The sequence below is a fragment of the Streptomyces sp. NPDC002588 genome, assembly GCF_040295925.1.
GTDB lineage: Bacteria > Actinomycetota > Actinomycetes > Streptomycetales > Streptomycetaceae > Streptomyces.
Genome location: NZ_JBEOWF010000055.1, coordinates 33,695 through 53,496 on the forward strand (window position 1 = coordinate 33,695; position 19,802 = coordinate 53,496).

The following is a 19,802-nucleotide window of genomic DNA, read 5'->3' on the forward strand; positions in this document are numbered from 1 at the left end:
CAGGTGTTACGCATGCGCGCCGGTCTTGCGGCGCCGGGCCGCGAACACCGCGCCCGCACCGGCGACGACGGTGACCCCGCCGATCAGGCCGATCATCGGGAGCGAGGAGTCGGAGCCGGTCGAGGCGAGGCTGCCGCTGATCGGCTTGGCGCTGCCCTGCGGCTTGGGGCCGCCGGTGGGCTTGTCGCCGTTCGGCTTCGCGTCGCCGGAGCCTGTCGCGTTGCTGCCCGCGGCGAGGATGCTGACGTCGTACACGTCACCGGTGACGTGGCAGCCGCCGTCCTCGCCCGCGTAGACGGCCTCGCTGAGCGCGATCGAGGAGCCGGCCGGCGCCGACGCCTTGACCTTCACCCGGAGGTCGAAGGTCGCGGAGTCACCCTGCTTGAGCTCGTCGAGCAGCGCCACGAACGAGCTGCTGATGTTGACCGTGCCGCCGTCCCCGTCGTCGAAGGAGTCCTGGTAGGCGTTGGTCCACTTGCCGTCTTCCTTGACCTGGATGACGGCGAGACCGTCGGACAGGAACGCGTCGGTGTCGTCGTCGTACTCCATCAGCGTGGCCATGTACACGTTCTTCAGATCGGCGTCGGAGTCGTTCGCGACGACGTACTTGAAGTCATGCCAGCCGGAACCGGCGACGATCTTGCTCGGCAGTCCGTCGATCGTGGCGCTGATCGTGTCGTCCCAGTCCATCGACTTGCAGTCGGTGACCGGGTCGAACGGGTCCTCGCTCGCACTGGCCGAGGCACTCGAGGACGACGAGGCGGAGGACGAGGCCGAGGACGAGGCGGACGACGAGGCGGACGACGACGCCGAGCCGCTCGCGCTCTGCGACCCCGCGGCCGAGGGCGACGAGGTGTCCGACGAGGAGGCGGACGCCCCCGTGCTCTCCGACTCGGACGTCGAGGGGGACGAACTCTGGGACTCCGAAGTGTCGGCCGACGGCGACCCGGTCTCCTCCGCGAACGCGGTGTGCGCGGACAGCAGGGCGAGCGGCACCAGGGCGGCCGTCGCCGCCGCGGTGACCAGAGTGCGGGGAAGCTTCATGAAGACCTCGGAAGACGGTGGGTTTGGGGGAGGTCTTCCGCGAATGTGGGGCGCGGGTTGTGACCCTTGTTTCGGTAGGTGTGACCCGCGAACCCTGTGAAGAGTTGTTCTGCCCTCACAGGATTCTTATGTGATCTGCGTCACAACTTCCCGGGGCTTGTGAGCCGTGCGCGAACAAGGAATGCGCGAGGGATGCGCGAGGGATGCGCGAGAAAAGAAGAAGGGCCCCGCGGGACGGATCCGCGGGGCCCTTCTTACCGTCAGCACCGGCGTCAGGGCAGCGCCGGTGCCTGGGAAGCGGCGCCGGGGGGTTGCGCCGCTCAATGGTCTATACCTCTGGCAGTCGAGCGGGACAATGCGCGCAATACGGCTGCCCGAGAGGGGACTTGGAGTGCTGGGGCTTTCTACGCATCGTGCTGGATGAACGCGGCGCCCGCAACCGTTTGACCCAGCCTCGTGCATTTTTGCATTTTCCGCCGGTCGGCCCCGGGCGTCCCCGAGGCCGGCCGTTCTCTTGGGTGACCGGGCTGCTGTCCCCTGCCGTCCGGTCACTTTCCTGGAGCGAGGTCCCACGACGCACGGCACGATCCGTCCGCCTCATCGCTCCAGTGAGCCACGCGTGGTTCTCCGGGCCCGCCCCTGGCTGGAACGGACACCGGGACCAACGAAACCCGCCGACGGCGGTCACGCGCCGTACGGGTGAGAGGCGTCCCGAACTCAGATGCGACCCCGGCACAGCTCCAGCAGCGTCATCGCCAGAGCCGTACCCGGCCTGCCCAGCGCGTCGCTGTAGTGGCCGAGGACCTCCATCTCGCGGGAGAGGTTCACCCGCCGGCCGCCGGAGGTGATCCGGGCCTCCTGGATGACGGCGGACACGGCCATCCGTTCCTGGATCAGACCGATGATCCGGTCGTCGAGGGCGTCGATGCGCTCACGGGCACCGGAGATCACGTCGGCGGCCTCGGAGGTACGGGCGCCGGTCACGTCGAGGGCGGTCATGGGGGCTCCTGATCGGGTAGGAGGCGTGCCCCGGAGCGGCAGGGTCCGGACGAACGCCAGGCGCCCCGGACCTTGTCGGCCCGGGGCGCCTGGGGAAGTCGCTCGTCAGTTGCTCAAGCAGCACGACCATGGCAGCCGGTGGGCCGGGTGCCATAGGTAAAGAGGAAGGCCGGGTGCGTGAGCATGGGGCCGAGTATGCCACAGGACGGAGCGGGGCCACCCGGACGGCCGCCTCGGTAGAATCGGCGGCAAACACAGACCCCCGCCCCACCGCCGGAAGGCTCCCGTGTCACCAGCGACTCCCGCTGCCGCCACCCCCGACACCGTTCTGGTCGTCGACTTCGGCGCGCAGTACGCCCAGCTCATCGCCCGTCGAGTCCGCGAGGCCCGGGTATACAGCGAGATCGTGCCGAGCACCATGCCGGTCGCGGAGATCCTCGCCAAGAACCCGGCGGCGATCATCCTCTCCGGCGGCCCCTCGTCCGTGTACGAGGAGGGTGCACCCCGCCTCGACCGTGAGATCTTCGAGGCCGGCGTCCCGGTCTTCGGCATGTGCTACGGCTTCCAGCTGATGGCACAGACCCTCGGCGGCACGGTCGACAACACCGGCGCCCGCGAGTACGGCCGTACGGACCTGCACGTGTCGAAGGCGTCCTCCACCCTCTTCGAGGGCACCCCCGCCGAACAGGCCGTCTGGATGTCGCACGGCGACGCCTGCTCCGCCGCCCCCGAGGGCTTCTCCGTCACCGCGTCCACGGACGTCGTCCCGGTCGCCGCCTTCGAGGACGACGAGAAGAAGCTCTACGGCGTCCAGTACCACCCCGAGGTCATGCACTCCACCCACGGCCAGCAGGTCCTGGAGCACTTCCTCTACCGCGGCGCGGGTCTCCAGCCGAACTGGACCACCGGGAACGTCATCGAGGAGCAGGTCGCCGCCATCCGCGAGCAGGTCGGGGACAGGCGTGCGATCTGCGGCCTGTCCGGCGGCGTGGACTCCGCGGTGGCGGCCGCCCTCGTGGCACGGGCCATCGGCGACCAGCTGACCTGCGTGTACGTCGACCACGGCCTGATGCGCAAGGGCGAGACCGAGCAGGTCGAGAAGGACTTCGTGGCCGCGACCGGCGTGAAGCTGGTCGTCGTCGATGCCGAGGAGCGCTTCCTCACCGCCCTCAAGGGTGTCTCCGACCCCGAGGAGAAGCGGAAGATCATCGGCCGCGAGTTCATCCGTGTCTTCGAGCAGGCCCAGGCCGAGATCATCGCCGACGAGGGTCCGGCGGTGGAGTTCCTCGTCCAGGGGACCCTGTACCCCGACGTCGTGGAGTCCGGGGGCGGCACCGGCACCGCCAACATCAAGTCCCACCACAACGTGGGCGGCCTCCCCGAGGACCTCGAGTTCAAGCTGATCGAGCCGCTGCGCAAGCTCTTCAAGGACGAGGTCCGGATGGTCGGCCAGGAGCTCGGCCTGCCGGAGGAGATCGTCCAGCGCCAGCCCTTCCCCGGGCCGGGACTGGGCATCCGCATCGTCGGCGAGGTCACCAAGGAGCGGCTCGACCTGCTCCGCGACGCCGACGCCATCGCCCGCGAGGAGCTGACGGCCGCCGGACTCGACCGCGAGATCTGGCAGTGCCCGGTCGTCCTGCTCGCGGACGTCCGCAGCGTCGGCGTCCAGGGCGACGGCCGCACCTACGGCCACCCGATCGTCCTGCGCCCGGTCTCCTCCGAGGACGCCATGACGGCCGACTGGTCGCGCCTGCCCTACGACGTCCTCGCGAAGATCTCCACCCGGATCACCAACGAGGTGCGTGACGTCAACCGCGTCGTCCTCGACGTGACCTCCAAGCCGCCGGGCACGATCGAGTGGGAGTAGCCGCCGCTCGACCGGCTGCGTCGACGGCTACCTGCGCTTGATGACGCGTACGGGCTCACCGGGCTTCCAGACCTGGACGACGAGATACGTCTCGTCCTCCACAGAGGTCCGCACGACCTCCGTCAGCTCGGTACGGAAGAGGTGGAACGGCTCCGGCGGTTCCACCTCTTTCACGTAGGCGCCCTTGACCCGCGGATCGTCGACCTCGACCGCCCGCCCGGCGATCCGCACGTCACCACCGCCCATCCCGGTGCCGTCGCCCGGGTTGACCTGGAGGGCGAACCGCGGGTCGCGCCGCAGGTCCAGCGCCTTGAGCGAGCCCGGCATCATGCCGAGCCACAGCTCTCCGGAGAGGAACCGCACCTCGATGCCCGAGGTGCGCGGAGAACCGTCCCGACGGAGGGTCGCCAGGACGTGATGCGTGAAGGCGCCGAAACGCTCCTCCGCGGTCTTCGCGAGCTCCGGTTCCGCCGCGGCGAACGCCGCCCAGTTCGATGCCATGCCCCGAGTGTGACCCCGATACCGGACACCCACTGGCGTGTTTTGTGTCGCGTTCCGGCGCCGCACGTCATCTTTACATAACAAGCCTGTTCTCCTGCGCTGACCGACGGTAACTTCCGCCCGTACACCCACCAGTGCTGGAGGACCGATGCCCGGGCCCACGCCGCCTGCCCCGCTGCCCACCGACCGGCTGCAGTTCGCCATGCCGCCGATGCACGACTCGGTCGAGGACGAGCGCCGGCACCGCAAGGAACGCCTGGCGGGCGCGGTACGGATCTTCGGGCGGCTCGGCTTCGAGGACGGGGTGTCCGGCCACATCACCGCGCGTGACCCCGAGTTCAGCGACTGCTTCTGGGTCAACCCGTTCGGGATGCCGTTCAAGCACATCACCGTCAGTGATCTGGTTCTCGCCAACTCCGACGGGCAGGTCGTCGAGGGCCGCTACCACGTCAACCAGGCCGCCTTCACCGTCCACGCCCAGGTCCACGCGGCCCGCCCCGACGTCGTCGCCGTCGCCCACTGCCACTCCGTGCACGGCCGGGCCCTGGCCGCCCTCGGCGAACTCCTCGACCCGATCAGCCAGGAGAGCTGCGCCTTCTACGAGGACCACGCCCTCTACGACGCCTACACCGGCGTCGCCGTCGACGCCGAGGAGGGCCGGCGCATCGCGAACGCCCTCGGCTCCCGCAAGGCGCTCGTGCTGCGCAACCACGGACTGCTCACCGTCGGTGACTCAGTCGACGCGGCGGCCTGGTGGTTCCTCTCCATGGAACGCTCCAGTCAGGTCCAGCTCACCGCCCGCGCGGCCGGCCGCCCCCTCCTGATCGACCACCGGGCGGCGGTCGCCACCCGCGAACAACTCGGCGGCGACCTGGTGGCATGGATCAACTACCAGCCCCTGTGGCAGGACATCAGCCGAAGCGAACCCGACCTGCTGAGCTAAACCGGCTCCTGGAAGCCGCGCAGTATCACGGCCTTCGTCATCGAGAACTCCTCCTCCGTGAGCACCCCGTCCCGGTGCAGTTCGCCCAGCTCGCGCAGCCGCCGCAGCAGTATGTCGTGGTGGTCGGCCTGCGCCGGGACGGACACCGCGGGCCGGTGCGGGCGCCGAGGCCCCTCGGCGTCCACCTGCACGGAGGGGTGCGGCAGCCGCGCGGTCACCGCGGTCGCCACCAGCGCGGTCAGCAGATCCCGGCGCACACTGCCCCACAGGTCCAGCGCGTACGGGTCCTTCTCCGCCGGCAGCTTCGAGAACACCGTCTCCCGCGTCACGAACCGCAGAAAGCCGTCCTCGTACCCGGAGTTCGGCAGCCACTCCACCTGCACGAGATCACCCATGGCGATGATCCGCGGCCCCGTCGCCCGCTTCACCCGGTCCGAGGTGTCCGCCCAGTCGATCCGCACCTGCGTACCGTCGAACGAGACCGTCCCGTCCGAGGAACGCACCGACACCGGAACCGGCGGCCCCGGCAACAGATACGCCTTCGTGGGCTCCTTGGGAACCTGGTCGAGCAACAGTGCGTGCCGGATCTCCTCCGCCACGTACTCGGCGACCCCCGACCGGTCCACGTCCACCGCCAGCCGATAGGGATCCGCAGCCTCGGGCAGCCGCCCGCCCGTCGCCTGCAACAGCGGATCCGCGCCCTCCCGCAGCCGCATCCGCAGCCGCCCCCGCCTGCGCTCCGGCTCGTAGAAGATCCCCGCGACCGCCTCCAGCGGCACGGCGATCTCCCCGTACGTCTGTCGGAACAGCGGCACGGAGCGGTGCAGCCCCGGCGTGATCCGGACCGTCGTGCCGTCGAAGGCCCAGGTCCCGTCACGCTGGATGATCTCGGCCATACGCAAATTCTCGCAGCAGGGTCAACACGGCCCCCGCCTCCTTCACCCGCCCTGACCAGACCTGCCGAACCCGGACGATATGCGGTAAGGCACAATTCGCTGTCATCACGGGGGAGTTGTCAGCAGGGCGGCGCCGGGGGTCCAAATCGGGTCATTCCGGGACTGCCGCCCGTTCGGGTCACGGGGAAGGCGGGCGTCGGACGTGGCGGTGCAGGAGGCGAGACAGGGAGCGAACCCGGGTATGGGAACAGGCGCACACGACGGCGGCTGCGCCTGCGGGGACTGCCCGCACGGCGCCCGCGAGGGACACCGGCGCGCCGTCGCCGCGTTCCTGCTCAAACGCGACGAGTTCGCCGCCGGACAGGGTCTCCCGGCCGCCGTCGCGCACTCCGCCTCGGCCTCCCGGCAGTGGGTCTCCGAGGAACTCGCCCAGTCCGCGGAACTCGTCGCCGAACGCGCCCGCGCCGAGGGCGAGGCCTGGCTCTCCCGCCTCTGGCTGCGCACGGCCGTCACGGTCTGGGGCACCGTCGTCGTCCTCCTCCTGGGCCAGTCCCTGACCGCGATCGGCGCGGGCTGGACCTCGGCCCGCACCGCCGGACTCCTCGCCGCCCTCGTCGTGGCCGGCGCCCTCACCACCGCCTCCTGGTTCCATCGCGCCCGCGGCGGCGCGCTCGCTCCCGTCATCGGCGAGGACAACCGCCTCTCCACCTCCCGCGCGGTGGCCGCCGCCTGGGTCCTCCTCGTCGCCTACGCGGTGCTCGTCCTGGCCGGCCGGCTCGCCGCCGCCTCCGGCCACACCGAACGCGACGCCCTGCTCTCCGGCCTCGACCTCGCCCGCGGGGCCGGCGTGGTCACCGTTCTCGCGGTGGTCTGCGGCATCGCCGTCCTGGTCCGCCGGGTGGTCGGCCTGCGTGTCCTGGGCCAGCGCCTCCAGAAGGTGCGCGCCCACCGGCCTCGGGCGGCCGACCTCCTCACCGACGACTCCGGCCGCGGCACCTTCGCCGACATCCAGTACGTCGTGATCAGCGCCGTCGCCCTGGCCTTCGCCGCGGTCCGCCTCGCCCGCCGCCCCGACCAGCTCCCCGACCTGCCCTGGGGGCTGGCCGTCGTCGTCCTGATCTCCGCCGCGACCTACCTCGCCGGCAAGTACGCCGAGGGCGGCCGCCCCGTGATCCTCTCCATCGTCCGCTCCCGCGAGGCCGGCGACCTCGACGCCCCCATCCGCACCGGCGACGACATCGAGATCCGCGGCGCCGGTTTCGTCCCGCCCGGCGCCCAGAACGCAGACTGGCTCTCCCGCATGGTCGTCCGTATCGGCCCGGTCCACGTCCATGTCCCCCTCGTCCCGGTCACCGGCGGCTTCGACAACCCCACCGACGCCGTCCTCACCGTCCCCGTCCCCGCCGACGTGGAACCCGGCCGGGTGGAGGTCCAGGTCGTCACCGCAGCGGGCGTGGAAACCAACCGCTACGAAATCGACATCACCGACTGACAGCGAGGATCGGCCATGGCAACGCCCGGGCTCTGACTCTTCGACCGGCTGACTGGCTGACTGGCTGAGTCAGTTGACTGGCCGGCTGACCGAGGCTTCGGCTGTGCCGGTACGCCGGCAACCGGCAGCCGCAGTGAACAGGGCGTACGGAGTGAACCGAAGGATCGCGGAGCTCGTGCAAACAGTTGAGCACACCCCGCATTTCGTACGTATGGTCTGTTGAGGGGTCCCACCACTCAGGGCGAGAGGCGGCACGGGCGATGAGTCATGGCATGCGGACGGACACCTATCCCCCTTATCTCGACGGCGGCGGCCGGGGCTGGCGGGACACCGCCACCAAGTACGCCCTCCTTCCCCTGCGTATCTTTCTCAGCGTCACCTTCATCTACGCAGGCCTCGACAAGCTCACCGACAGTGCCTTCATGAAGGACGGCGGCGCCGGTTCGATCGGCGACACCATGCGTGCCGTCCGTGACTCCTCCGCCATCCCCGCGCTGGTCGACCTGGCACTGAAGAACCCGGTCGGCTTCGGCTACGCCATCGCGCTCGGTGAACTCGCCGTCGGCATCGGTGCCCTGCTGGGCCTCCTCACCCGCCTCGCAGCCCTCGGCGGCGCGCTGATCTCCCTTTCTCTCTGGCTGACGGTGAGCTGGGCCTCGGACCCGTACTACTACGGCAACGACCTGATCTACCTGATGGCCTGGCTCCCCTTCGTCCTCGCGGGCGCCCCCTATCTCTCCCTGGACTCCGCCTGGCGTAGCCGGCGCCGCCAGCGCAGGGGCGCCCTGGAATAGCCCCCTGAGTGAGGGTGCAGCCGCGGTGACGGCGGACCCGCGGCGACGACGGGCGACGGCCTGGGCCGTGGCTCAGACGGGTCTGTCCGCACCCTCGACGGCGGTGGGGGCGCCGCGGCCCGGCCCGCGGCGTCTGCGTATGGACCGGGTGACCGCACCCGTCGCCCCGGCCAGACAGAGGCCGGCCACGACCACCGGGATGATCACGAACCAGGGCGTCTCCCAGAGGCCTCCCGCGTCGCCCGCGTAGATGACACCCGCGAGGGTGAAGCAGGCACCGGCGACCAGCCTGCCGGGCTGGAACTCATGCCGCAGCACGGGTCACCTCCGCCTGGCCCATTCCGACCTGGAGGTCGAGGTCGAGCGTCCCGGCGTCCTTGGTGCCCGACACCGGCGCCAGGGTCACCGACCTGTGCTTGCCCGGTTCCACGTCCACGTCCTCCTTGTCCTCGCCCGGCAACCGGATGTCACCCAGCCCCACGTCGACGGTCAGCCTGACCCGTATGTCCGGGGGCACGATCACCCGCAGCCGGCCCACCCCCACCTCGGCGTTGGTGCTCACCCTCTGTCCTTCGGCCAGGTCCAGCCCGGAGAGGTCCAGCGTGCCGGCACCCGTGCCGAGGTCGTACCCGTCCCGTACCTGCGCCGCTGTCGTGGGCTGCCAGGTCGTGTCGATCCAGTGGGTGCCGACGTCCTTCGGCAGGACCGCCGAACCGGCCAGCAGACCCGCCGTGACGATCGCCAGGAACACCGACCCGGGCCCGGTGCGCCCGAGGAAGGAGCTGACCGCGATGCCCGCGCCCAGCACGATGAGCGCGGCCGCAAGGCCGGCCTGCAGACTGGTGCCGAGCGGGTGGTCGTCCCAGGTGAGCCGGGTGACGACGCCGCACATGAGCGCGGCGAGCAGAAAGACCCAGCCGCCCGTCCATCGAGGGCCGCGCGGTGCGGGGGAGCGGCGCGGCGGGACGCGTATCTCCGCGCGGTCTCTCCCGCGGTCGCCCAGGCCGACGTTGATCGCCGCCGAGATGTCCCGGTCGCGGGGGTCCCCCGGACCCCACAGATAGCCCGTCCCTCCGTAGTGGGTGCCGTCCTTGACTATGGGGTCGCGCCACCACGAGGGGTAGGCGGCCGGGACCGGCGGCGCCTGTGCTTCCGGCGGGGCGTCGGCGACGGCCTGCGCGGCCAGCGGGTCGGGGTCGGAGGAGTCCCGGTGCCGCGACCAGTACCCGGCGCCGGCGAGGAGGAGGGAGACGACGACGGCGAAGGTCAGCACACTGCCGTTGTTCAGCATCGACAGGAAGACCCCGCAGCCGACCAGCGCGAAGAGCACGGCCGCGAGGGCCTGGCCGTCGACCCGGCCGGTCAGCAGCTTGCGCATCTCGTTCTGTTCCTCGTCGGAGTACGGGACGAGGAGCCAGGCGAAGCCGTAGAAGATGAGACCGATGCCGCCGGTCGCGGAGAGCACGGCGAGCGTGATCCGGAAGATCACCGGGTCCATGTCGCACTGTCGGCCCAGACCCGCGCACACCCCGGCGAGCGTCTTGTGCCGGCGGTCGCGCCGGAACCCGTCGGGGGTGTCCTCGGCCGTGAGCGGCGCGTCCTCTCGCCCGCCCGCCCCCGCCAGGCCCCGGCCTCCTTCTTGCCGCCCTCCGCCCTGCCCTCCGTGTCCCTCGCCGCGGTCCTGCTCCTCTCCCTGTTCTCCGTGCGGGTGCGCGCCCGCACGCCCGTGCGCGCGAGGCTCTTCACCTGCGGCGCCCCGGGCGCCGGAGGACGGGGCGGCCGCGTCGGGCGCGGTGCCCCCGTCGGGCACGGCGTCCGCGGCGTGCTGGTGATCTGTCATGAGTCCATGGTGGCGGCCGGACGGCCCCGGCGGCAGTCGGTACGACCCTGGTCGGACCCTGATATCGGCCCTGAGCCGGGGCCCGGGAGGCGTTCGACCTGCGCGGGGGCCGAAGATCAGGGGCGTCTCCGGGGCGAACCCTGATGCCCGGGCCCATCCGCCGTGTGACCATCGTTGGCATGCCGGAAGCCGCAGCAGCGCCACTCGTCGAACCGCGGCCGCCGCGCAAGCTCTACCGCAGTAGCGACGGACGCTGGCTCGGTGGCGTGGCGCGGGGGCTCGCCGGGCATCTCGGGCTGCCCGTCGTATGGGTGCGGCTCGTCTTCGTCGGCCTGTTCATGGCAGACGGCCTCGGCGCCCTGTTGTACGCGGCCTTCTGGTTCTTCGTGCCGCTCGGCGTCGGCGGTGTCGGCGGACAGAAACCACCGTCACTCGTCACCACGGAGACCGCGCCCGACGGCCGCCGCAGACTCGTCACCCGCAGACCGGACAGGGGCCAGATCGTCGCCCTGCTCCTCATGGTCGTCGTCGCCATGGTCTTCGTGGGCAACGTGAATCTGGGCAGCGGAGCCAAGGCGTATCTGGTGCCCGCCGTCCTCGTCGGGGCGGGTGTCGCCCTGGTCTGGCGCCAGGCGGACAACGCACGGCGGGCCCGCTGGGTCGAGGTCGGCCGCAGGCGCCGCACGCTCACGCTCCTGCGCGCCGGAGCCGGTGTCCTCCTGGTCACCGCCGGGGTCTCCGGCATCTTCGTCCTGCAGGGCTCCGCCGCCCACCTCGGCTCGGTCCTGCAGGCGGCGCTCGCCGTCCTCGTGGGCATCACACTCCTCGCCGGGCCCTATCTGGTCCGCATGACCCAGGACCTCTCCGAGGAGCGTCTGATGCGCATCCGGGCCCAGGAGCGCGCCGAGGTCGCCGCCCATGTCCATGACTCCGTGCTGCACACCCTGACCCTGATCCAGCGCAACGCGGAGAACGCGGGCGAGGTACGCCGTCTCGCCCGTGCCCAGGAGCGTGACCTGCGCACCTGGCTCTACAAGCCGGAGGGCACCGGCAAGGACGAGGAGGACGAGCCGGCCACGGTCGCCGACGCGGTCCGGCGCAGCGCCGCCGAGGTCGAGGACAACCACGGCGTCCCCATCGAGGTCGTGGTCGTGGGCGACTGCCCGCTCGACGAACGGGTGGGCGCACAGATGCAGGCCGCGCGCGAGGCGATGGTGAACGCAGCCAAGTACGGTGGCGAGGGCGGCGCCGTGCAGGTCTACGCCGAAGTCGAGGGCAGGACGGTCTTCGTGTCCGTCCGGGACCGTGGCCCCGGCTTCGATCTCGACTCGATACCCGCCGACCGCATGGGCGTCAGAGAATCGATCATCGGCCGCATGGAGCGCAACGGCGGCACGGCGCGGCTGCGGGCTGTCCCCGGCGGCGGCACCGAGGTCGAGCTGGAGATGGAGAGGGCGGAGAAAACGTCATGAGCGACCCGACCGAGACGAACGCGGGGGCGGGAGCGGCGGAAGCCGCCGAGCCTGAGAAGAGCTCCGGGAAAGGCACGGCTGGGCGGCATGTGCGCGTGGTCCTCGTCGACGACCACCGCATGTTCCGTACGGGGGTGCAGGCGGAGATCGGCCAGACCGAGCAGACCGGCGTCGAGGTCGTCGGTGAGGCCGCGGACGTCGACCAGGCGGTCACCGTCATCACGGCGACCCGGCCCGAGGTGGTCCTTCTGGACGTCCACCTGCCCGGTGGCGGCGGGGTCGAAGTGCTGCGCCGCTGCGCCCCGTTGATGGCCGACGCCGAGCAGCCGGTGCGTTTCCTCGCACTGTCCGTCTCGGACGCGGCGGAGGATGTGATCGGGGTGATCCGCGGCGGCGCCCGCGGCTATGTCACCAAGACCATCACGGGCACGGACCTGGTCGACTCGATCTTCCGGGTGCAGGAGGGCGACGCCGTCTTCTCGCCCCGGCTCGCCGGGTTCGTCCTGGACGCCTTCGCCTCCACCGACGCCCCGCCGGTCGACGAGGACCTCGACCGTCTCACCCAGCGCGAGCGCGAGGTGCTGCGCCTCATCGCCCGTGGCTATGCCTACAAGGAGATCGCCAAGCAGCTGTTCATCTCGGTGAAGACGGTCGAGTCCCATGTCTCGGCGGTGCTCCGCAAGCTCCAGCTGTCCAACCGTCATGAGCTGACGCGGTGGGCGACGGCACGCCGGCTCGTGTGACGGGCCAGGGGCCACCGGGACTCCTGGGCTCGGACCACCTGCTCTCACACCACCCGCGTCGCCCCCGCGAAGGGCATCTCGTCGATCGGGGCGATGCGTACCGGTGCCGAGGGGTTCGGGGCGTGGATCATCTGGCCGTTGCCGATGTAGAGGCCGACATGGGTGATGCCTGAGTAGAAGAACACCAGGTCGCCGGGGAGGAGTTGGGAGCGGGAGACCCGCCGGCCGGCGCCGATCTGGGCGTAGGTCGTGCGGGGCAGGGAGATTCCGGCGGAGCGGTAGGCGGCCAGGACGAGGCCCGAGCAGTCGAATGCGTCGGGGCCGGTGGCGCCCCACACGTAGGGGCTGCCGAGCTTGGAGTAGGCGAAGGACACGGCGGCGGCCGCACGGGAGTTGGCGGGAGCCGCGGGGGCCGTACCGGGCGCCTGGAGGCTGTCGCGGGCGCCGGTCGAGCCCCTTGAGGCGCGCGAGGCGCGTTCGGTCGTACCGCCGCCGCCCGTGGCCGCCTCGACGCGGGCGCGTTCCGGGGCCGTCAGCCGGGACAGCAGCCGGCGGGCCGACTCGAGCTTGTCGGTGATGGTCTTCTTGTGGGTCTTCAGTTCCGTCTGGCGGGCCTTGAGGGAGGAGAGTTCGACGCGTGCGGCGCCGCGCAGTTGCTCGATCTCGCGCAGCTGGTGGCGGACGCGGGAGACGGCGGCGGACTGCCGGTCGCCGGCGCGTTCGGCGAAGGCGGCGCCGTCGAGGTACCGGTCGGGGTCGTCGGACAGGGCGAGTTGTACGGCCGGGTCGAGGCCGCCGTCGCGGTACTGCGCCGCGGCCATCGAACCCAGCGCCTCGCGCGCCGAGTTGAGCTTGTCCTCCTTGCGGGCGGCCTCGTCCCGCAGCGTTCTGAGGCGCTGTTCGGCGGCCGTGGCCTTCTCCTGCGCGCCGTTGTACTTCTCGGTGGCCGCCTCCGCGTCCTGGTACAGCTTGTCCACCTTGGCCTTGACCTGCGCCGTGGTCAGCTTCGGCTCGGCCTGCCCGGTCCCGTCGAAGGCCGTCGCCGTCGCCGCGCCCGCGAGAGCGAGGGTGAACGCGGTACGGGCCGTCCGGCCGCCGAGCGAGCGCTGACGGGGCTTGCGGTGCGCTGCCACGTGGGAGTGCATGTCCTTTCGTACGACCGCCCCGGCCGCGGTGGTCGTACGACGGTCGTCGGACGGGGCCACGGCTGTCAGATGGTCCCATCGGCCGTCGCGGGGGAGCGGACGGACGACCGAGGGGAGCGGCTGACGTGTCCGGCGGCGGCCCGCACAGGGGGAGCGGAGCGCGCCGCCGGACCTTCTCGGCGGTGGTGGCCGACTGCCGCCCCTGGCCCGGGCGGCGGTGGGGAGCCGGTCACCTGGGGGAGGACGCTAGGCCCGTCGGTGTCAGGTTGGTAACGTGATGTGCGGAAATGACACGAGCGGACCGCCGGGTGACCGTATCTGCCGAGGAAGCCGGGCCGGGGGTGTCGGATTCGCGTGGTGCGCTGACCGATGCGGCGCTTCCCGGGCACCTCGGTGCGACGGGCTGCTATGGGACGCCCATGCATGCCCCGTCAGCGGTGGCGGGGCGGTGTCCGGAGGGCCGGTGTCGGGTGCCGATGCCCCGATGATTAGCATCCGGGCTCATGGACGTACTCATCCACCTTTTCGTCGGCCTGCACATCATCGGCATCGCCGCGCTGCTGGGCGGCTTCCTCACGCAGATGAAGGCGATGGGCCAGGGCACGGCCCGCTTCGTCCCTGCGATGCTGCACGGCGCGGCGACCATGCTGGTCACCGGCGTGATCCTGGTCGGCCTCAACCAGGCGGACGACCAGCCCGTCAACAACATCAAGATCGGCGTGAAGCTGGCGCTGCTGATCGTGATCCTCGGCCTGGTCTATGTGAAGCGCGACGACGAGACGGTGGAGAAGCCGCTGTTCGGGCTGGTCGGGGCGCTGACCGTGGCCAACATCTTCATCGCGGTCCTGTGGACCTGAGGGCCGCGCGGGCGGTGGCCGACGCGGCCACGCAGGCGGCCAGCCACGCCGCCACGGCGATCCACAGCAGCACCTTCCCGGCCCCTTCCGGCCAGGTGACGCCGAGGGCGTCGGCGACGGACAGCATGGCCGCCGCCGTCATCCCCATCGGGAACACCGTCGCCCAGCGCCGCACGTCGTGGCGCGGCCGCGGCCACCGGACCTCGGCGGCGAGCAGGACCGCGTACCAGCCCAGGGCGAGCACCAGCAGCGTCACGGTCACCGTGCGCAGCGCGCCCCGGTCGTCGGCGTTCCACAGGTACAGCGTGCCGCCGTCGGCCGCGACGAGTCTCGCGCCCGCGAGCGCCGAGATGGCGAGCGCCCCGCCCGCCACCCACTGATCCCCGGCGCCCTCGGCGATCTGCCGCCAGTCGAACCGGAACAGCATCAGCGCGTAGAGCACCAGCCCCAGCCAGAACAGCACGAGGGCGGTGTGCGCGAGCCAGGCCGCCGTCTCCGCCGCCGCCAGGGTCGCCCCCAGCACGGCGAGCGCCTGCGTGGCCACACAGCACAGGAACACCGCCCCGGGCATCCGCCGCTCCCAGTGCCGCAAGACGCGCCCCATCAGCACCGGCCACAGCAGCGCCGCCAGCGCCAGTGAGACAGCGGCCAGGGGCTGCCGGCCGAGTTCCGACACACGGGTCCCGAGCACGGCCGTGGCGGCGACGGCGGTCAGTGCCCCCGGCGTGCCCGCCTCGGCCCGCCACCGTTCGCGCTCCCGCACCAGCCGTACGGCGAAGTCCGCGGCCAGCGCCAGCCAGGCGGCGACGGTCAGCGCCAGCGTGACGCGCGACAGCGCCTCGTAGCCCGCGAGGTGCAGTCCGACCGACAGGATGCCGGTGGCCATCACGGCGGCCCCGGCCGCCGGCGCACACCGCGCCCACCAGGCGCGCAGGGGGGAGGAGGCGGACATGGGGCCGATGCTAGTGCCGCGGCACTAGTGCCGAGCGGCTTGAGTGGGGGCACGCGCGCGTGCGTCAGTCCATGTGGTGCACGCGCGCATGCGTCACGCCGGGCGGACCACGCTGTAGATGCCCGACTCGCCGTCGTAGTAGATCGACTCCTCGCGGACGTACGCGCCCGGCTTCGGGGCGTGGATCATCATGCCGTTGCCTATGTAGATGCCGACGTGGCTGACGTCGTCGTAGAAGAAGACCAGGTCACCGGGGCGGGCGTCGGCGAGGGAGACGGTGGTGCCGGCGTTCACCTGGTCGTAGGTGGTGCGCGGGAGGGAGACACCCGCGGCCTTCCAGGCGGCCTGGGTGAGACCGGAGCAGTCGTAGGAGTCGGGGCCGGTCGCGCCCCAGACGTACGGCTTGCCGATCTGCGCGCGGGCGAAGGCGAGCGCCTTCTCGGCCTTGGTGGTGTACGACGAGGAGTCGGCGGAGGACGAGGAGGACGACGCGGACGTGTCCGAGGAGGCGGCGCTCTCCTGCTCCTTGGCGGCCTGTTCGGCGGCCTGCTGCCGGGCCAGCTCCGCCGCCTTGCGCGCGGCCGCCTCCTGCTTCTCCTTCTCGATCGCCGCCAGCCGCGCCTTCTCCTCGGCGGTCAGCCGGGACAGCAGCTCGCGTGCCTCGCTCAGCTTCGTCTGGACGGCCGTCTTTGCGGCCTTCAGGTCGCTCTGCGTGTCGGTGAGCGCGGCGAGGCTCTCGGCGGCCTCCTGCCGCTTCCTCATCGTCGCCGACTGCTCGGTGACGTAGTCGTCGACCGCGCCCTTCTGGCGGTCGGTCAGGCGGCTCATCAGCTGCGTCTGGTCGAAGTAGTCCTGCGGGGAGTCCGCGAGCAGGAAGGTCGCCGTGTCGGGTGCGGAGGCGCCGGTGCGGTACTGGGCGGCGGCGAAGGAACCCAGTTCCTCCCGCGCCGCGTTGAGCTTCTGGGTGCGCCGGGCGACGTCGTCGAGGAGGCCGTCGACCCGCCCCCGTTCCTTGGTCGTCTTCTCCTTGGCGGCGTTGTACTTCTCGGTCGCCGACTCCGCCTGGCGGTAGAGGTCGTCGACCTTCTTCTCCACCTCCTCCAGGCTCGGCTTGCCGTCGTCGGCCGGGGCGGCGTTCGCCGACTGGGAGAGCAGGGCCACGGACGTGAGGGCGGCGGTGGCGAGGGCGGGCGTGCGGATGCCTGCCACGCGGGTGCCGGGGAAGCGCGGCTTGCGGTGCTGCGACGCCAAGGGAGGCGACTCCTTCCATCATCCGCCTACCGGGTTAGCTGTCGGGTTCGGGCGGATGGTTCGGAAGGGCGCCCTACGGCCCTTCCCGGGAGGGGAGTCGGGCCGATTCACCCCAGAGGTTCGGTGGGTCCCCGGCTCCGGCTGCCGCACAGGGGGCGCACCGGACTCGGCGGAGGCCGTGCGGCCCGGCGAGGTTCGCCGGTGGGGATCCGTTTGGCCTGCCCGGCACGGTAGCCAACTGGTGTGGCCTCTGTGAAGGTTGATGGGCGATATGCCCGATACATTTTCGTGACCTTGAGCGAAGACCGCACGCGAGATCACGTGCTGTGATATCTCCGCCCCGGAAGGTGAGAGCGGGGATGTTCCGGGGAGGGCGGCGCGTTGTCGGTGGGGCACCCTAGACTCGGAGAGCGATGAGCAGCCTCTTTGACGACAGCTTCCTGGCGGACCTCCAGGGCCCCCGTGCCCATGAGGAGGAACCCCCGCCGCCGCCCGAGGACGATCACGGACCGGAGCCGGTTCCGGACGATCTGTTCGGCGGGAAGTTCGACGTGCCTCCCGGCGGGACCGCCCACCACCCGGACGCCGGCGACCGGGACGCCTACTACCGCGACGGCGCCCCCCGCCCGGTGGTCGACGCGGCGGCGCTCCTCGAGGGGCTCAACGACAACCAGCGCGCGGCCGTCGTCCACGCCGGCACCCCCCTGCTCATCGTCGCCGGCGCCGGCTCCGGCAAGACCCGCGTGCTCACCCACCGCATCGCCCACCTGCTCGCCGAGCGCCATGTCCACCCCGGCCAGATCCTCGCGATCACCTTCACCAACAAGGCCGCGGGCGAGATGAAGGAGCGCGTCGAGCAGCTCGTGGGCCCGCGGGCGAACGCGATGTGGGTGATGACCTTCCACAGCGCGTGCGTGCGGATCCTCAGGCGCGAGTCGAAGAAGCTCGGCTTCACGTCCTCCTTCTCGATCTACGACGCCGCGGACTCCAAGCGCCTGATGGCCCTGGTCTGCCGCGACCTGGACCTCGACCCCAAGCGCTACCCGCCCAAGTCCTTCAGCGCCAAGATCAGCAACCTGAAGAACGAGCTGATCGACGAGGAGGACTTCGCCGCACAGGCCACCGACGGCTTCGAGAAGACCCTCGCCCAGGCCTACGCCATGTACCAGTCACGGCTGCGCGAGGCGAACGCCCTCGACTTCGACGACCTGATCATGACGACGGTCAACCTGCTGCGTGCCTTCCCTGACGTCGCCGAGCACTACCGCCGCCGCTTCCGCCATGTCATGGTCGACGAGTACCAGGACACCAACCACGCCCAGTACGCCCTGGTCAGGGAGCTGGTCGGCACCGCCGAGCACCCCGTCGACGTACCGCCGAGCGAGTACGACGTGACGCCGGCCGAGCTGTGTGTCGTGGGTGACGCCGACCAGTCGATCTACGCCTTCCGGGGTGCGACGATCCGCAACATCCTCCAGTTCGAGGAGGACTACCCGGACGCGACGACGATCCTCCTGGAGCAGAACTACCGCTCCACGCAGACGATCCTGTCGGCCGCCAACGCGGTCATCGAGCGCAACGAGTCGCGCCGCCCCAAGAACCTGTGGACCAACGCGGGCGCGGGCGCCCGCATCACCGGCTACGTCGCCGACACCGAGCATGACGAGGCGCAGTTCGTCGCCGACGAGATAGACCGACTGACCGACGCGGGTGACGCGAAGGCCGGTGACGTCGCCGTCTTCTACCGCACCAACGCCCAGTCCCGTGTCTTCGAAGAGGTCTTCATCCGGGTCGGCCTGCCCTACAAGGTCGTCGGCGGAGTCCGCTTCTACGAGCGCAAGGAGGTCCGGGACGTCCTGGCCTACCTGCGTGTCCTCGCCAACCCGGAGGACTCCGTCCCGCTGCGCCGGATCCTCAACGTGCCCAAGCGCGGCATCGGCGAGCGGGCCGAGGCGATGATCGACGCCCTCTCCCAGCGGGAGAAGATCAGCTTCCCGCAGGCGCTCAAGCGGGTCGACGAGGCGTACGGCATGGCCGCGCGGTCCACCAACGCCGTGAAGCGGTTCAACGTGCTGATGGAGGAGCTGCGCACGATCGTCGAGTCGGGTGCGGGTCCGGCGACGGTCCTGGAGGCGGTGCTCGAACGCACCGGCTACCTCGCCGAGTTGCAGGCCTCCACCGACCCGCAGGACGAGACCCGGATCGAGAACCTCCAGGAACTCGCCGCCGTGGCCCTGGAGTTCGAGCAGGAGACCGGGGAGGACGAGACGCCGGCCGGACTGGCCGCCTTCCTGGAGCGGGTCGCGCTCGTCGCCGACTCAGACCAGATCCCCGACGAGGACGAGGAAGGCTCCGGAGTCATCACCCTGATGACCCTGCACACCGCCAAGGGCCTGGAGTTCCCGGTCGTCTTCCTCACCGGCATGGAGGACGGCGTCTTTCCGCACATGCGCGCCCTCGGCCAGACGAAGGAACTGGAGGAGGAGCGCCGGCTCGCGTACGTCGGCATCACCCGCGCGCGTGAGCGGCTGTATCTCACCCGGTCGTCGCTGCGCAGCGCCTGGGGGCAGCCGTCGTACAACCCGCCCTCCCGGTTCCTGGAGGAGATCCCGGCGACGCATGTGGACTGGAAGCGGACCGGGGCGACCGCGCCGGTGTCCTCCGGTCCCGTCTCCGGGGTGGCGGCGTCGCTCTCGTCCTCCCGTTCGCGCTCCTCGGCGGCCGGTGCCTCGGGTTTCGCGACCCGCCGGGCGACGGCGGAGAAGCCGGTGGTCTCACTCGCCGTCGGCGACCGCGTCACCCACGACCAGTTCGGGCTCGGCACGGTCGTCGGAGTGAACGGCACGGGGGCGAACGCGGAAGCGACGATCGACTTCGGCGACACCAAGCCGAAGCGGCTGCTGCTGCGGTACGCGCCGGTGGAGAAACTGTGACCGCATGAAGGCTGTGACCGCATGAAGTGAGCCCCCGCTTCGAGGGCGGGGGCTCAGGGCGAGGCGGGCCGGG

At 71.2% G+C, this 19,802-nt stretch carries 17 protein-coding genes and 1 riboswitch; of the genes, 8 read left to right on the top strand and 9 right to left on the bottom strand.

Features of this window, described 5'->3' with window-relative positions; all coding sequences use genetic code 11:
• Positions 1–6 precede the first annotated feature (6 nt).
• Together ABT057_RS41985 and ABT057_RS41990 are read right to left on the bottom strand one after the other, a co-directional pair.
• Positions 7–1,044 carry an LPXTG cell wall anchor domain-containing protein gene (locus ABT057_RS41985; RefSeq protein ID WP_352349304.1) on the bottom strand — a complete coding sequence of 346 codons (1,038 nt, stop codon included), beginning with the start codon at positions 1,042–1,044 and terminating at the stop codon, positions 7–9.
• A 717-nt stretch (positions 1,045–1,761) separates the two neighbouring features.
• On the bottom strand, positions 1,762–2,085 hold the full coding sequence (locus ABT057_RS41990) for a chorismate mutase (protein ID WP_352349375.1): 324 nt from the start codon (positions 2,083–2,085) through the stop codon (positions 1,762–1,764).
• A gap of 244 nt (positions 2,086–2,329) precedes the next feature.
• Here ABT057_RS41990 and guaA point away from each other — a divergent pair, with 244 nt between their 5' ends.
• Complete coding sequence (gene guaA / locus ABT057_RS41995; RefSeq protein ID WP_352349306.1) at positions 2,330–3,910, top strand: glutamine-hydrolyzing GMP synthase; 1,581 nt, start codon at positions 2,330–2,332, stop codon at positions 3,908–3,910.
• Between the two features lie 27 nt (positions 3,911–3,937).
• Here the strand turns inward: guaA and ABT057_RS42000 are convergent, their stop codons facing one another.
• Positions 3,938–4,411: a pyridoxamine 5'-phosphate oxidase family protein gene (locus tag ABT057_RS42000; protein ID WP_352349308.1), complete on the bottom strand. Its 474-nt coding sequence runs from the start codon at positions 4,409–4,411 to the stop codon at positions 3,938–3,940.
• Between the two features lie 148 nt (positions 4,412–4,559).
• On the opposite strand from ABT057_RS42000, the gene ABT057_RS42005 reads away from it, so the two are divergent.
• On the top strand, positions 4,560–5,354 hold the full coding sequence (locus ABT057_RS42005; RefSeq protein ID WP_352349310.1) for a class II aldolase/adducin family protein: 795 nt from the start codon (positions 4,560–4,562) through the stop codon (positions 5,352–5,354).
• Here the strand turns inward: ABT057_RS42005 and ABT057_RS42010 are convergent.
• On the bottom strand, positions 5,351–6,250 hold the full coding sequence (locus ABT057_RS42010) for a DUF4429 domain-containing protein (protein ID WP_352349312.1): 900 nt from the start codon (positions 6,248–6,250) through the stop codon (positions 5,351–5,353). The two genes, ABT057_RS42005 and ABT057_RS42010, sit on opposite strands and share 4 nt — an antisense overlap.
• Positions 6,251–6,452: 202 nt before the next feature.
• Between ABT057_RS42010 and ABT057_RS42015 the strand changes: the two genes are divergently transcribed.
• Together ABT057_RS42015 and ABT057_RS42020 are read left to right on the top strand one after the other, a co-directional pair.
• The gene (locus ABT057_RS42015; RefSeq protein WP_352349314.1) at positions 6,453–7,742 is read left to right on the top strand and encodes a hypothetical protein; all 1,290 of its coding nucleotides are present in this window, start codon (positions 6,453–6,455) and stop codon (positions 7,740–7,742) included.
• 272 nt (positions 7,743–8,014) lie between these two features.
• Entirely contained in the window at positions 8,015–8,536 is a 522-nt protein-coding gene (locus ABT057_RS42020; RefSeq protein ID WP_352349316.1) for a DoxX family protein, read from the top strand.
• A gap of 72 nt (positions 8,537–8,608) precedes the next feature.
• Here ABT057_RS42020 and ABT057_RS42025 read toward each other — a convergent pair whose 3' ends face one another.
• Positions 8,609–8,854, bottom strand: coding sequence for a hypothetical protein (locus tag ABT057_RS42025; protein ID WP_352349318.1), 246 nt, complete (start codon positions 8,852–8,854; stop codon positions 8,609–8,611).
• Entirely contained in the window at positions 8,841–10,376 is a 1,536-nt protein-coding gene (locus ABT057_RS42030) for a PspC domain-containing protein (RefSeq protein WP_352349320.1), read from the bottom strand. Before ABT057_RS42030 ends, ABT057_RS42025 begins: the two co-directional genes overlap by 14 nt.
• A gap of 143 nt (positions 10,377–10,519) precedes the next feature.
• On the opposite strand from ABT057_RS42030, the gene ABT057_RS42035 reads away from it, so the two are divergent.
• Entirely contained in the window at positions 10,520–11,848 is a 1,329-nt protein-coding gene (locus ABT057_RS42035; protein ID WP_502974053.1) for an ATP-binding protein, read from the top strand.
• Complete coding sequence (locus ABT057_RS42040; RefSeq protein WP_352349324.1) at positions 11,845–12,591, top strand: LuxR C-terminal-related transcriptional regulator; 747 nt, start codon at positions 11,845–11,847, stop codon at positions 12,589–12,591. Before ABT057_RS42035 ends, ABT057_RS42040 begins: the two co-directional genes overlap by 4 nt.
• A gap of 44 nt (positions 12,592–12,635) precedes the next feature.
• Here the strand turns inward: ABT057_RS42040 and ABT057_RS42045 are convergent, their stop codons facing one another.
• Positions 12,636–13,724 carry a C40 family peptidase gene (locus ABT057_RS42045; RefSeq protein ID WP_352349377.1) on the bottom strand — a complete coding sequence of 363 codons (1,089 nt, stop codon included), beginning with the start codon at positions 13,722–13,724 and terminating at the stop codon, positions 12,636–12,638.
• A 515-nt stretch (positions 13,725–14,239) separates the two neighbouring features.
• On the opposite strand from ABT057_RS42045, the gene ABT057_RS42050 reads away from it, so the two are divergent.
• A complete protein-coding gene (locus ABT057_RS42050; protein ID WP_352349326.1) occupies positions 14,240–14,593 on the top strand; it encodes a hypothetical protein in 354 nt (117 codons plus the stop codon).
• On the opposite strand, the gene ABT057_RS42055 is transcribed toward ABT057_RS42050, so the two are convergent.
• Together ABT057_RS42055 and ABT057_RS42060 are read right to left on the bottom strand one after the other, a co-directional pair.
• Positions 14,571–15,545: a tellurite resistance/C4-dicarboxylate transporter family protein gene (locus tag ABT057_RS42055; RefSeq protein ID WP_352349328.1), complete on the bottom strand. Its 975-nt coding sequence runs from the start codon at positions 15,543–15,545 to the stop codon at positions 14,571–14,573. The genes ABT057_RS42050 and ABT057_RS42055 overlap by 23 nt on opposite strands.
• A 93-nt stretch (positions 15,546–15,638) precedes the next feature.
• Positions 15,639–16,796, bottom strand: coding sequence for a C40 family peptidase (locus tag ABT057_RS42060; RefSeq protein ID WP_352349330.1), 1,158 nt, complete (start codon positions 16,794–16,796; stop codon positions 15,639–15,641).
• Positions 16,797–16,804: 8 nt separating this feature from the next.
• Positions 16,805–16,978, bottom strand: a riboswitch (cyclic di-AMP (ydaO/yuaA leader).
• A 231-nt stretch (positions 16,979–17,209) separates the two neighbouring features.
• Between ABT057_RS42060 and pcrA the strand changes: the two genes are divergently transcribed.
• Positions 17,210–19,729, top strand: a complete 2,520-nt coding sequence (pcrA, locus tag ABT057_RS42065) for a DNA helicase PcrA (RefSeq protein ID WP_352349332.1) — start codon at positions 17,210–17,212, stop codon at positions 19,727–19,729.
• Positions 19,730–19,802 lie beyond the last annotated feature (73 nt).

Excerpts from the sequence above, each read along its gene's own strand:
- ABT057_RS41985 (WP_352349304.1), bottom strand. The coding sequence starts at position 1,044 with ATGAAGCTTCCCCGCACTCTGGTCACCGCGGCGGCGACGGCCGCCCTG.
- ABT057_RS42000 (WP_352349308.1), bottom strand. The coding sequence starts at position 4,411 with ATGGCATCGAACTGGGCGGCGTTCGCCGCGGCGGAACCGGAGCTCGCG.
- ABT057_RS42005 (WP_352349310.1), top strand. The coding sequence starts at position 4,560 with ATGCCCGGGCCCACGCCGCCTGCCCCGCTGCCCACCGACCGGCTGCAG.
- ABT057_RS42010 (WP_352349312.1), bottom strand. The coding sequence starts at position 6,250 with ATGGCCGAGATCATCCAGCGTGACGGGACCTGGGCCTTCGACGGCACG.
- ABT057_RS42020 (WP_352349316.1), top strand. The coding sequence starts at position 8,015 with ATGCGGACGGACACCTATCCCCCTTATCTCGACGGCGGCGGCCGGGGC.
- ABT057_RS42030 (WP_352349320.1), bottom strand. The coding sequence starts at position 10,376 with ATGACAGATCACCAGCACGCCGCGGACGCCGTGCCCGACGGGGGCACC.
- ABT057_RS42035 (WP_502974053.1), top strand. The coding sequence starts at position 10,520 with ATGCCCGGGCCCATCCGCCGTGTGACCATCGTTGGCATGCCGGAAGCC.
- ABT057_RS42040 (WP_352349324.1), top strand. The coding sequence starts at position 11,845 with ATGAGCGACCCGACCGAGACGAACGCGGGGGCGGGAGCGGCGGAAGCC.
- ABT057_RS42050 (WP_352349326.1), top strand. The coding sequence starts at position 14,240 with ATGGACGTACTCATCCACCTTTTCGTCGGCCTGCACATCATCGGCATC.
- ABT057_RS42055 (WP_352349328.1), bottom strand. The coding sequence starts at position 15,545 with ATGTCCGCCTCCTCCCCCCTGCGCGCCTGGTGGGCGCGGTGTGCGCCG.
- pcrA (WP_352349332.1), top strand. The coding sequence starts at position 17,210 with ATGAGCAGCCTCTTTGACGACAGCTTCCTGGCGGACCTCCAGGGCCCC.